We start from the raw sequence: 12,954 nt of genomic DNA on the forward strand, positions 1-12,954 counted from the left end.
TTTAATGACAAGTCGCAGTTTATAAGTTGTCACCCTTAGCCCGTAACAGTGCACCTAAGGATGGCTGCTTGGCGACGTCGATGTTATTTGCTTCAGCGTAGGCCTTCACTGTGTCTTCACCGTACAATTCAGGATCCAGTGGCATGAAGGCTGTTCCAATTGGGTCATCATCCTTGATAACGGCATTGACCACGATTGGCTTTTGATTGCCTTGAGCTTGCAGGTCTTTAATTTGATCAAAGACTCGTTCCACTTCAACGTTGTTGGTAACCGTGAAGCCAATACCACCCAGACCTTCGGCAACCTTAGCCCAATCAGCATCAGTCAAGTCGACCCCGTACAAGTGTTGCTTCGTGTCGACCTGTTCTCTGTAAATGAATCCAAAGCGCCGGTTACTAAAGACCACGTTGATCACTGGCAGCTGGTACCGGGCTTCCGTGATAATATCTGGTGCCACCATGGCGAAACCACCGTCACCTGACAGTGACCAGGCCTGAGCATCAGGAACACTCAACGCACCAGCTAACCCAGCCGGCAGACCATAACCCATCGTGGCAAACAATCCAGACAACGCAAACCGTTGTTCCTTATCCATTGGTAGTCCACGAACAGCCCATTCGGAGACGTTTCCAGTGTCGACACCGTACGTATCTTTAGGTCCCACCATTGAAGCAATCTTTTGGGTAACTGCTTCAGGAGCCAGGCCCTTGCTATCATCGGCGGCTTGCTCTGCCAACCAGGCATTCCAATTCTGCTTATTTTGCCGGTTAGCCGTCAGCCAATCGGTTGCTGGCAACGTCTCACCCGTAGCAATCATCGCCTGCAGATAGCTCTTCGCATCACTGAGAACGGCGTAATCAACGGGAACCATTTTCCCAATATCAAATGAATTATTGTTAACCTGGATGATCTTGATGTTCTTTGGCCAGAACTGGGCAAATGGAAATTCGGAACCCAGGAAGAGAATCAAGTCGGTATGCTGTAAAGCTTCAAAACCAGACTTCGACCCTAGCCGACCAAACGTCCCAATGGCATTAGGATTGTCGGTAGGAATCACCCCCGTCGCTGGCACCGTATTCAAAACTGGTACGTTGAATTGCTCACTGAACTTGACCAGCTCTGTTCTAGCCCCCAGTAAACCGCGGCCCGCGTATACCAACGGGTGTTTAGCCTGCTTCAACAGCTTAAGCGTTTCCTGAACAGCGGTTGGATCGATAACTTGAGTGTATGTGTTGGAAACAACGTTAGGTGTCTTGACAGGTTCGTAGTCAATTTCCTTAGCGGATAAATCTTCAGGGATGATGACGACCGCTGGCCCCTTTTGCCGGTAAGCTTCTCGAATGGCTTGGTTGACCATGTATGGCAGCTGTTCCGCCGTCGTGGCCGTCCGGTTGTACACCGCAACGTCACCAAACATAGGCGTTTCATCCATTTCTTGGAAGTAGTTCGTATTCATCGTTGGCTGAGGCACTTGCCCAACCAAGGCTAGCATTGGGACGTGATCCATCTTGGCATCATAGAGACCGTTGAACAAGTGTGTTGCACCGGGACCCGCTGACCCAAAGGCAACGCCAACCTTACCAGTGAACTTTGCATCAGCGGCTGCGGCTAGAGCACCAACTTCTTCATGACGCACCTGAATATAATCAACTTTATCTTTTTCAAGATACAACCCTTCAACCGTATGGTTAATTGAACCACCAGGAATCCCATAAATGTGGTTCACGTCCCATGCTTCTAAAACCTTTACTAACGCTTGTCCCGCAATCATTTTTGTCATGTTAATCGCGCTCCTTAGGTCAGGGGTCCTGGCAGTGAATCGTTCGTCGAACACCCCAAAATTATTGATTGGTGTCATCATAGTCCCCTTCAACCACGAATGCCAGTAATTATACTTACTTTTTGTTAGTGAATATTTTCACGGCAGAAAGCGGTTTTACCTAAACCGATAATATTGCCGCCGGTGGGCAGGGCCGTCGGAGATGACTGATTTCGACCAATGCCTCATCAAGTTGCTCTTGACGAAGCCACCATTCCTGGTCAATTTAAGCACTAAAAAAGCAAGACTGAACCCACCTCAGCTCAGTCTTGCTTAATTGCTATTGCATAGAAAAATCCGTGCTGCGACAGCTATGACAATGCCGCTAGCTTGCGTACCCCCACAACAGGCGAAATTTTTGGTCGGTTCTGTCGGCACAACACAAATCCTGGTATCTACCAGAAATGACGATGGCGGAGCATCATGGCTACGAGACCCATGACCCCCAGCATCAGTAATACCGTGAAGACCCAGGAAACGGCATCGTTTGCGAATGGTAATTTGACATTCATCCCGTAAAAACCGGTAACGATTGTTGGAATCGTTAGGACCAGTGACCAAATCGTTAAAAACTTCATCGTGTCGTTCAGGTTATTGTTCAAGACGTTGTTAAACGTATTCGATATCCGGTCGACGACGTCCGCCTCAATCGCCGTCATTTCAGATGTTTGTCGTGCTTCGATTACAGCATCCGCCAAGTGTTCATTGTTCTTGTCAGATAGCTGTTTTCCAAACGGTGTACTATTTAAGTTCACGACCATCATAGCGTTATTTCGGGTGGCACTCACAAAGTACGCCAGACTCTGCTGCAAGTTCGACAGAGCAATTAAATCTTTGTTGTCGGGCGCCTTATTCAGTTGCCGATCCAACCGGTTCTGCTCGGCATTGATTTTACGAATTGGCGGAATAAATTGGTCAAACAGGATAAACATCCCAATCAACATAAATTCATTGGTATCCGAAATCTGCGGTAACTTTAACCGTTCGGTCAACGTTTGGTTGACCCACTGCGTTCGCTTGGTGGTAATCGAGAAGACCTGATTACCCTTCAATAGAAACGTTACTGGTCGCGTGATATACCGCTGCGACACTTGATCGATCACCACGGGAACGTGGAGCACAAACAATTGTGTGTTCAAATACTCATCACGGTCATAGTGGGACCGTTCGTTTTCATCGGTTACGTAGGTCAAAATCTCATCAGTCAGTCCATACGTCGTCTGCAAGGCGGTTCGGTCCTCTTCGCCTTCAACCATGGCCATGACCCACACCAGGTCCTGTTCCCCCGTCCCAATCTTTCTCTCGACAATCATTGGGGAATCCCCCTTCTCTTATTAAGCAATTGGTTTAAGTGTACCACGAGCGACGAGGAAATTCTTTAAGATTATCCGAACGAATCGAAGGGCCTGACTGACCGCCGTAACTGGCTAGTTATTCGACTCTAAGCTAGCCGCGTAAGCTGCTTCCTGCTTAATGACCCGTTGACGCTCCTTCTCGTTATACCAGGGAGAAATCGTGAACGCCAGCACATCATTGGCCAAGTAGACGGAACTGTTGATGAACATAGCCAAGGTTGCCGACCCTTGCCGGAAGGAAATGAACCACAGCACCATTTGTGCCAAACCAGACGCAATCCACCAAACATACTGGTTGTTAAAGCGCAAGAAACAGATAATACCGGCTGCTAAACTAATGGCAAAGCTGATAGCATCAACCCATGGCCGCGGATCATCCGTGAAAGCACCAATGGCCCAACCCGAAAGCAGGTAGACGGCCACCGTCGAAACGATAGCAATTACCCAACTGCGCCCGGTAAATTTCCGAATTTTAGACGCCATGTTGACGTTCCAGCTAGCACTGATCAACACAGGAATGTCCAGGGTCGCCACGTAGGCAATCTGCTCAAAAATACTCAAGTAATTTTTGGCAGCGAAGCCCGTAACGATGAAACATAACGCTGAGACGATTCCTAGAAAACCATTAACGGACTTAGCCGCATTAATGGCCAAGACACAGAGTACCCCCAATGTAGTTCCCACAAACGTGAGTAGCGTCAGTGGCGTAATGGGCGAACTAACTAAGGTCATCACCTGACATCCCAGACTAAAAAAGAACAGGCAGTAATTCTGTTGTGGCCACCCTTTAAGTTGGTGAGCTAGAAATTGAAAATAATGGGTCATGCTGATGATCTCCTCGTAATTTTGATTTACCATATCTGGTAGTTCTCACGCCGGCAAGGTGCGATTTCAGCACAATATATTGTGGTGCCCGTTTTGAGCAACAGATTTGATTATAGCACTTCCATTTTGACCTGCGGGGCTCATTTTAAAATTTGTTTCATGCAAACCACCCCAGATTTAAGCGATTACATCCCCGCAGATTCAGCTGTGAAACAGCATTTTTAGTAAGGCAGTCAGCCTCACACATTATCCTGGTTGGGGTAAAAAAGCCAAAATAAAAGGGACTAGTCGCGTACGACTAATCCCTTTAGCAAAAACATTTAAGTATTATTCTTCAGCCTCTGCCGGATCATCTTTACTAGTAACAGCCGCTAGCATTTGCGTCAACTGCCCCACGGTCAAGGCACTCCCATTGCTGTCCAACTGAACGCCACTCATGGTTTTAGCAGCTTCTCTCAGAGCATCTAAACAGGTAATTTCAAGTTGTTCACCGGTAGACGTCAACGAAAACGGGCGGACCCGCCGGTCAGAGCTTTGATAACTTTGCACGACATAACCCCGCCGAATCAATTGGGAAATTCCCCGTGATACCGCGGCCCGTGAGATACCCCGACTATCCGCTACAGTAGCGGACGTAAGCTTACCTGGGTTCTCTAAAATATGGTGCAAAATTGCGTACTGGTCCACCGAGATCCCCATGGTCCGTTGGAAGCGCGTAGCTGCCTTTTCTAATTCTCTTTTCAACTCCATGAAAGACTCAAAGAAGCTTTCTGCATGTACGACCTTACTCTTTACCATAGTATTCATCATATCCTTATCTTCACTTACTAACCCTGAATATAATTAACATGATTAGCAATACGCAAAATGGTTGACCCCATAGAAATATCTATATAATTAATAATAAAGAACAACCTTACAAAAATCAAGCACTATTCACTGATTTGTAAAAAAGTTTACGGTATAAAAAAGGAACCGAAGATTTGTTCTCGGCCCCATACGTTTCATTCTAGCTTTCGTAAGTGGTAGAGTCGGGCTTCCCAAGGCTGAATCTGCGGCTCATCTGAGTCCGCATCCACAGCCATATTGGTCAAAATCAACTCACTGGTGTTCAGGTCAAACTCCTGAGTCGTCGCAACCTGATTACTCATGTTAACGACCACCAACCAGTTATCGCCGTTCAAAGTCCGCCGATAAACATACAACTGATCATCTTGTGTATCAATCAGCTCGTAGCGCCCTGTTGTCAGGGTCGGGACAGACTTCTTTAGTCGAATCAACTGCTGATAGAAGTTTAAAACACCATGTGGGTCGTGCCGTTCCTGTTCCACGCTTAAGCCACCCGATCCCAATCCCATATCAATCCACGGGGCGTGGTCGGAGAAGCCACCATACTGCGCATGCGTCCAAGAAATCGGGGTCCGCGCATTATCCCGACTCTTCATGGCTAAGTTATGAAGAGCCGTTGACGTCGGCACCCCGGCAGCCGTCTGCTGCTGGTAGAACAGTCGACTGTCTAAATCTCGGTACTGACTCGCTTGGGTGAACGCAGCATTGGCCATCCCTAGCTCCTGTCCCTGATAAATGAAGGGGGTCCCCTTCATCAGGAAGTACCAGAGTGCCAAGGCTTTGGCGGAACGCCACTGATAGTCAGCAGCATTCCCATAGTATGAAACAGCACGAGGTAAATCATGATTTTCAATGAACAAGGCGTTCCAACCGATACCCTCTAAGCCGAGTTGCCACTTTGAAAGCGTCTCGCGTAACGCGGCAACTGGGAGTTTGGGCTCAGCTTTTTCCCAGAAATGCACATGATCAAATTCCAAAAGTAAGTCGAAATATCCTGTCCGTGGGTTCAACCAACGTTGGGCAGTCGCCATATCAATCCCACCGACTTCCCCAATGACGAAGGTATTATTCCGTTGCAGCACGGGCTTCAAAGCAGAAAGGAAAACGTCCGTTCCAGCAACATCTCCAGTGTAACCAGTCCGTGGGCGGCCAACATTAGCAAAGTCCTGCCGCTTCTTCAGATGCATGACGCCATCCAATCGAAAGCCGTCAACACCACGGTCCACCCACCACTGAATGATGGCACTCATTTCTTGCCGAACAGCCGGATTTTCCCAGTTCAAGTCGGGTTGGCCTTCAGCAAATGTATGCAGATATGCTGCCTGTACTTCAGCACTATAAGTCCACGCAGAACCACCAAAGACGGACTCCCAGTTGTTGGGGGCAACACCTGGCTGGGCATCCCGCCAAATGTAGTAATCGTGGTAGGGACTGGTTACGTCCGTCAAGGCGGCTTGGAACCAGGGATGTTGACTGGACGTATGATTCAACGCTAAATCGATGACCACTTTGATACCAGCGGCGTGGAGGGCTTCAACCAAACGAGTAAAGTCGTTAAGGGTCCCAAACTGGGGAGCAACAGCTCGGTAATCTGTCACATCATAACCGTTATCCACGTCACCTGATGGATAAAACGAGGACAACCAGACAAAATCAACGCCCAGTTCCCTTAGGTAGTCGACTTTTGTTTGGATGCCGGGAAGGTCGCCCACCCCATCGTGGTTACTATCAAAAAAACTTTGCGGGTAAATCTGGTACCCTACCGCGTGTTGCCACCATTGTGCGTCAGCCATTCCCGTCTTCCTTTCGTTGCTCATTCTGCAACCGGTTGTCCCTCTTCATATTCGGGGATTGCATTCGCTTACAATTGTAACAATAATTATCTTATTTGTCGGCCGATTTGGCAAATTTATTGCTCACAACTAATTTGGAAGTTAAATGTTACGGCCATTATTAATTGCGGTGAGCGCTGATAACGTAGCTACGATCGACTAAAATCAACTGACAATCGAGTGTTGCCAGCTCGTCACATTTTGCTTGAAGAATCAAAATAGGCTAGTAGAAACTAAGTCTGCTAGCCTAACGATTAATGATCACAAAAGTATCGCTAATATTTACAAAATATTCAGGAGAGAAAGCTAATGCTGGCAATCAGCTGTGTCAGGATTGGCTTCCGGCACGGACCCTTTTCGTAAGTTTAATCAATTTTACGCTTAGGATTTAAGAGGTTCATTGGATCAAACAGTGTCTTGACCTGGTGTTGTAATTGATCGACTGTTTCGCCAAGTTCAGGGTTGTTCCACTGGTTCTTCAGCATCCCCACGGCATGTTCACCGGAAATAGTGCCGCCCAATTCCAACGTCTTCCAGAAGGTCTGACGTAAAGCCTCGATAACGACCGCAGGAACTTGGTCTTCGTCCTCAGACCACGTGAAAGTCGGGTGCACGTTCCCATCACCAGCATGACCAGCCGTATAAATCTTAATCCCCAGCTTCTTGCCCAAGTCCTGGAGGTAATCCATCATTGGCGCCAACTTAGACAGTGGCAGGGCCATGTCTTCCATCAGGTGATTGTTGCCCGAGAAAACGGCTGGTAACATATCTTGTCGCAATTTTTCCAGAGCAGCTTGTTCATCAGGATCGGTCGTCACCTGAACGTGTTGCCCGTTGTACTTAGCCAACAAATCGTTCAAAACGCCAACGCTCTCGTCACTACTACCATCTAGCCGGAAGATTAACATAGATCCGCTGTTTTCAGCATAGTGAGTGCCTTTGTAACGGTCCAAAGCAATGACCGTATTTCCATCCAAAGCCTCCAACATTGTTGGATAAACGCCAGACATCCGAATAGCTGAAACACCTTTGGCCAAAGCACTCATATCATCAAAGAAGGCCACTCCCATGACAGACTTACCCAGTGGAATCGACATTAATTTGACTGTGACTTCGTAAATGATTCCCAGCGTACCTTCAGAACCCACGAAGAGTTGGGTCAGGTCATATCCGAAAGCCTGCTTCAACGTCCGGCCGCCAAGTTTCACAATCCGACCATCAGCTAAGACGGCCTTCAAGCCCAAAACATTGTCCTTGGTTGCACCAAACCGCACGGTGCTCATCCCACCAGCATTGGTTGAAACGTTCCCACCAATAGATGAAAATGGCTTAGATCCTGGATCTGGTGCGTAGAACAACCCCTCTTTACGAGCAGCCTTATCCAAATCACCGTTAACGACCCCGGGTTGAACGACCGCCACGGAATCTTCCTTGCTGAGCTCCAGAATCTGGTTCATCTTACGCGTCGACAGAATGATGGCACCATCGATCCCGTCGGAACCAATCACCGTACTGCTAAACGTCGTTTGTGGAATGACCGCAATGTGAAACTTCCGAGCAGTCCGTAAGACACCCTGAATGTCTTCAACACTGGCAACTTCCACAAATGCCCGTGCTAGTCCGGTTTCTCCACCCGAAGCATTGGGGTTGAAGGATTGCTTCTTCAACGTAGCTTCATCGGTGTGAACCATTCCGTCCTTAACCTGTTCTTGAAGGTAACTTAAAATATCTTCGTCAGAATATGCACTAAATACTGTCATGGTACCGGCCTTCTTTTCTCAAAATTAAGTTTGCACGATCAGTGTAACACGTAATTTTTAAAAGTACAGGTTAAATACTTTCAACCCGTGAGTCTGAACTAACCGGGGCGACCGTTTCATCCACCTCTGGTCGTCAGAAATAGCCCCGCTGTGGGGACTGGGGAAAGCCAAAGAACGTCGACACGCAAACTTAATTCCTGACCACCTCCGGCTACAATGGTTTCGTTGTGCATAGAAAATAGCCACATGACAATTGAATTATCATGTGGCTACGGAGCCTTGTATATTAGTTAAATTATACAGATAGATTCATTGAAAAAATCAGTTAATCCGAGAATGTTTGCATATCAGTTAAACACAGTGAGTCTGTCTCTTCCAGTCATACGACTGCTGACACAATCACGCAAGTTCTATAGCCACTGGCCAACGGCGCCTCTGGCTAGCAGGGATGGGGCCGGCTGTGTCGGTGGTCTTAGCTCGATGATTTTCTCGAGGTTAGACCACGGGACGAGCTTGGAAACTCGGTGGTCTTCCGAGATTTCAAGTCGAAGAGCAAGACCGCCTTTTGGCTTGCTCCGGTCCCCACAGCAGGAGCCGGCCCTGAGCCCATGACATAAAAAGGGCAACAAAAAAGGGCCCAAGCGCTGTCTTGGGTCCTTTCGTGAAAACTAATCGCTTATCAAATGATGTAGTTTTTAAAGACGTTTCAAATAAGCATTATTGATGCTCATAAGGTCATCATACGCTTCAATTTATCAAAGTTCAATAATTTTTATCTTAACGAATGTATAACTATTTTGTGAAAATTAACACGAAATCGGATAAATCCTTACTAGTTAATTTATCCGATTTTCCCTAGATTTGCAAGAAAAAGCACTGGTTAACTTCCGCAGCCGTCAGCCCATTTTCCCCTCAAGCTAGCTCTACAAACCGTTTATTCTCTAACCGAAATTGGTGATCACACTGACTCGCGACGTCCGGTTCGTGGGTCACGATAATGACACATTTTCCTTGCTCATGTGCAATCTTTTGGAACTGTTGAATGACTTCTTTCGTATTATCTTCGTCTAAATTTCCAGTCGGTTCATCAGCCACCACCAGCTTCGCATCGCAACACATCGTCCGCGCAATGGCCACCCGTTGTTGCTGGCCCCCGGAGAGGTGTTGGACGTTGCGTTCGGCTAAATCAGCGCCAATACCTAAGTCGCTTAATACCTGGCGAGCATAGGCCTGATCACCCGTGTGATCCGCGTTCGTAATCGCCATCGCTGTGAGCAAGTTATTTAACGGTGACATATAGGTAAAGAGGTTGTAAGCCTGAAACACAATGGAGACATCGTGCCGGCGGAAGTTGGTCAAGCCAATCTGCTTAAGGGAACGATCATTTAATTTAATATCCCCCTCCTTAGGCCGGTCCAACCCGGCAATCAACGATAGAAACGTGGTCTTTCCCGATCCGGAATGACCAAGAATGGCGTAGGACTGACCAACATCAAATTCCAGATCAATCCCCTGAAACAGTGGCTGGTCCTGATCCCGATACCAGTAGCCCAAATCTTCTGTTTTTAACATCTGCATTCCTCCTTAGGAAATCAAAACTTTCTTCGGCTCTAGTCGGAGGATTCCGCCAGAAGCAAGCATGATCGACAGGAACGTAATAGCTAAGCCCAAGCCGCCCAGTTCCGCCAGGTTAACGGCGCTCACCGTCACCTCTAGTTTCGTGTCAGTTGCCTGCTTAGCCGTCTGGCCAGTGCTACCGGGGCCACCATTGCCACCTCGCAGGCCACTGCCACCATTGCCGCTAGGTTGACCAGTACTACTATTCGTCGTCTGCGTGGTGATTGCACTCTGCGAGACTAACTGAGTGCCTAGCTGATTACCGACAAACTTGCCACCAGCACCGGCAATCGCCACGGCTACCACAATAACCATCAGCATTTCCGTAAAGAATTGGGCAATGATTTTCCACCGAGCTTCACCCAGCGACAACAACACGCCAATTTCAAAACGCCGTTCCCGAATCATCAAGATGACGATCAGTGCCAGAATAATGGTTCCCGCGATGGCTACCAACCAAACGATTTTGTTGGCAAATCCTTCGACGTTGTCCATCGATGCCTTGACCGCCTGATAGCTCGCATCATCGGTACCCAAGGAATACTTGCTAGTATTGATCAGCTTTTTGCCCGCTGTCTTGACGCTGCTGACCTTCGCGGGATTGCTGACGTTAAAAGTCACTGAGTCAGCTATACCAGCGTATTTACTACCCTTAAAAGTGTTGGCTAAAGTGTACGATGTATACATCGTATTCGCCGGATCCGTACTCATTGGACTGGCGGTACTGGAACTCGTGGTACTGGCCTTGTAGATTCCAACGACTTTCAGTTTGACCTTATCCTTGTCGCCAGCGGTCTCCTTAACGGTAAGCGTATCGCCGACCGTCAAGTCATTCTGACTCGCTAAGTCCTTTTCAATCACAACGTTGTTCGTATTCTTATCCGCCGCAGTAATGCCCCGGCCCTTGATAATTTTGCTCTGCTTGTTGCTAAAAGCTGTGGCCAAGCTCGTTGCCGTGACCCCGTCGATTTGCGTATCGCCTGTGCTGGTCGCCGATTTCATGCTACCAGGACCGCCACCGTTACTCCCCATCCCCGTATTCGTGGAAACAGTATCGTAGGAACTGGCATTGACCGAGGTACTACTGGTGACGTTGTAACTACTGATATTGCTGAGTTTGGCCACCTTAGCTGCATCACTCAGCTTCACGGGTGTCAGTGTCAGTTTTGGCCGGGTCGACTTACTACTAGCCGTACGACTCTGCATTTTCTTAAAAGCTGCTTGCCGGTTCGCCGATAGTGTGACAGTCGCACCGACGTCCGCCTTCGCCTGACCGGTCGCCTTGACCGCCGCACTCCGAATCAGTAATCCCGCCAAGACAAACATTAAGATGGCGGACGAGACTAGGATCAGTAAGACTGACCGCCCCTTCTTCGACCACACGTTTAACCAGGCCCGTTTGAAAAAATTCATTGAGGTCGCCTCCATTTCATAACATGTCGTTGATTATGGCAAACCGGACTTGTTGGAAACTTAAAGTCGGGACGAATGCCGCGCAAATTAAACAATTCGCTGGTCATAAAAAATAGCGAACCCCCACGGGTCCGCCATTTTACGTACACTTTTTACTTTATAGCATCGTTAATAAATCGTTAAGGCTCAAACTCGTCTGGCGGTAAAACATCCGGGTAAAGCGACGAAAATTCTTGATACCAGGTGAAGCCAGTCGTGGCCAACACCTTGAGGACCGCAAAACCCGGCACACCGAAAATCACACCGACTAGTCCAAACATTTTGCCAGCTGCCAGTAACACGAAAACAATGGTGATAGGATGCATCGCCAGACTATTCCCCATGATCAGTGGCGACAGGACCTGGGTCTCCAAGACCCATTCAATCAGGTAGACGATGACCACCCCCAATAACATTGACGGGCTGGTGACCACCCCAATTATCAGAGCCGGAACCAACGCAATGGCCGATCCAAAGTACGGGATTAGGTTTAATGGCCCTGCCAATAACCCGATCAACAATGCGTAGCGGAGACCAATGATGGTATACCCCGTTGTAAAGATAATCATGACGCACAACGCCACGGTCAATTGTCCACGCACGTAGGAACTAACCTTCACGTTCATCTGGTCCAACATCACGATAAACCGGTCACGGTACGCGGTTGGGACGACTTGACTCACAAATTTAGGGAACCGAGACCCATCCTTCAACATGAAAAATAGAACCAACGGCGCTGTGATAATCGTAATGATCCAGTCAGAGACCGTCGTGACCACGTTTCCCAAAGAACTCAAAGTCCCGGTTAACAGGTTCAATCCCCGCTTAGAAAAGTAAGTGGTCACCCGCTCGTTGATGTCGGCCAAATTTTTGTTCGACAACCAGTGGTGTTCTTGATTCAAATGGTTGATATTCCGAAGCATATCATTGGCAAACTGAGGCAGCGCACCAATCGCTCCGGCAGTCTGCCGGGCTAGAAATGGAATCAGATTCAGAAAAATCAGGACGATGATGGCCGCCGTGAGAATCATCGCCGTTGCAATGGCAACTCCCTGCCGCATGTGCCAGCGACGTTCCATGAAGTGAACGAACGGGTCTAACACGTAGAACAAAATTCCCGCCACCACGACGGCTGGCATCGCAATGCCAATAAACTTCCATAGCGGATCTAGTAATCCCGCGTTCTGAACGATTTCGTTGAGTACCAATAAGAATAGAAAAATATTTAATAGTAGAATCGTAATATGATTGTTTAAAAACCGCTTATAGAACCAGGAGAATCCCGATTCAGGCTGACGCAAATTATTCAATGCGACCCCTCCTGTAAGTTTGCATAGCTTTAGTTTAAGGCTGGTCGGGGCTGGTGACCAGCCTTTTTTAATGATAGCTGCAGAAAGCGTGGGGCAAAGGGCGCCGAGCTAGCGATCAGTAACTTAAATACCATA

At 48.0% G+C, this 12,954-nt stretch carries 9 protein-coding genes; all 9 read right to left on the minus strand.

Features of this window, described 5'->3' with window-relative positions; all coding sequences use genetic code 11:
* Window positions 1–19 precede the first annotated feature (19 nt).
* Window positions 20–1,780 (minus strand): thiamine pyrophosphate-binding protein, encoded by a 1,761-nt coding sequence (locus AB3Y94_RS06740; RefSeq protein ID WP_367295563.1) that lies wholly within the window; start codon window positions 1,778–1,780, stop codon window positions 20–22.
* A 434-nt stretch (window positions 1,781–2,214) separates the two neighbouring features.
* Window positions 2,215–3,132, minus strand: a complete 918-nt coding sequence (locus AB3Y94_RS06745; protein ID WP_367295564.1) for a magnesium transporter CorA family protein — start codon at window positions 3,130–3,132, stop codon at window positions 2,215–2,217.
* A gap of 114 nt (window positions 3,133–3,246) precedes the next feature.
* Window positions 3,247–3,999, minus strand: a complete 753-nt coding sequence (gene pnuC / locus AB3Y94_RS06750) for a nicotinamide riboside transporter PnuC (protein ID WP_367295565.1) — start codon at window positions 3,997–3,999, stop codon at window positions 3,247–3,249.
* Between the two features lie 327 nt (window positions 4,000–4,326).
* Window positions 4,327–4,749, minus strand: a complete 423-nt coding sequence (locus AB3Y94_RS06755; protein WP_367295566.1) for a MarR family winged helix-turn-helix transcriptional regulator — start codon at window positions 4,747–4,749, stop codon at window positions 4,327–4,329.
* 254 nt (window positions 4,750–5,003) lie between these two features.
* Window positions 5,004–6,641 (minus strand): alpha-glucosidase, encoded by a 1,638-nt coding sequence (locus tag AB3Y94_RS06760; RefSeq protein WP_367295567.1) that lies wholly within the window; start codon window positions 6,639–6,641, stop codon window positions 5,004–5,006.
* Window positions 6,642–7,045: 404 nt separating this feature from the next.
* On the minus strand, window positions 7,046–8,440 hold the full coding sequence (locus tag AB3Y94_RS06765; RefSeq protein ID WP_367295568.1) for an FAD-binding oxidoreductase: 1,395 nt from the start codon (window positions 8,438–8,440) through the stop codon (window positions 7,046–7,048).
* 912 nt (window positions 8,441–9,352) lie between these two features.
* Window positions 9,353–10,012 (minus strand): ABC transporter ATP-binding protein, encoded by a 660-nt coding sequence (locus AB3Y94_RS06770; protein WP_367295569.1) that lies wholly within the window; start codon window positions 10,010–10,012, stop codon window positions 9,353–9,355.
* 12 nt (window positions 10,013–10,024) lie between these two features.
* Complete coding sequence (locus AB3Y94_RS06775; RefSeq protein ID WP_367295570.1) at window positions 10,025–11,470, minus strand: ABC transporter permease; 1,446 nt, start codon at window positions 11,468–11,470, stop codon at window positions 10,025–10,027.
* A 179-nt stretch (window positions 11,471–11,649) separates the two neighbouring features.
* Window positions 11,650–12,819 carry an AI-2E family transporter gene (locus AB3Y94_RS06780; RefSeq protein ID WP_367295571.1) on the minus strand — a complete coding sequence of 390 codons (1,170 nt, stop codon included), beginning with the start codon at window positions 12,817–12,819 and terminating at the stop codon, window positions 11,650–11,652.
* Window positions 12,820–12,954: the final 135 nt, after the last annotated feature.

It is taken from the genome of Levilactobacillus yonginensis (assembly GCF_964065165.1).
In the GTDB taxonomy this organism is placed as follows: domain Bacteria; phylum Bacillota; class Bacilli; order Lactobacillales; family Lactobacillaceae; genus Levilactobacillus; species Levilactobacillus yonginensis_A.

What these genes read in the sequence shown, in the direction of transcription:
- AB3Y94_RS06755 (WP_367295566.1), bottom strand. Translation starts at nt 4,749, where the DNA reads ATGGAGTTGAAAAGAGAATTAGAAAAGGCAGCTACGCGCTTCCAACGG.
- AB3Y94_RS06770 (WP_367295569.1), bottom strand. Translation starts at nt 10,012, where the DNA reads ATGTTAAAAACAGAAGATTTGGGCTACTGGTATCGGGATCAGGACCAG.
- AB3Y94_RS06760 (WP_367295567.1), bottom strand. Translation starts at nt 6,641, where the DNA reads ATGGCTGACGCACAATGGTGGCAACACGCGGTAGGGTACCAGATTTAC.
- pnuC (WP_367295565.1), bottom strand. Translation starts at nt 3,999, where the DNA reads ATGACCCATTATTTTCAATTTCTAGCTCACCAACTTAAAGGGTGGCCA.
- AB3Y94_RS06765 (WP_367295568.1), bottom strand. Translation starts at nt 8,440, where the DNA reads ATGACAGTATTTAGTGCATATTCTGACGAAGATATTTTAAGTTACCTT.
- AB3Y94_RS06775 (WP_367295570.1), bottom strand. Translation starts at nt 11,470, where the DNA reads ATGAATTTTTTCAAACGGGCCTGGTTAAACGTGTGGTCGAAGAAGGGG.
- AB3Y94_RS06745 (WP_367295564.1), bottom strand. Translation starts at nt 3,132, where the DNA reads ATGATTGTCGAGAGAAAGATTGGGACGGGGGAACAGGACCTGGTGTGG.
- AB3Y94_RS06740 (WP_367295563.1), bottom strand. Translation starts at nt 1,780, where the DNA reads ATGACAAAAATGATTGCGGGACAAGCGTTAGTAAAGGTTTTAGAAGCA.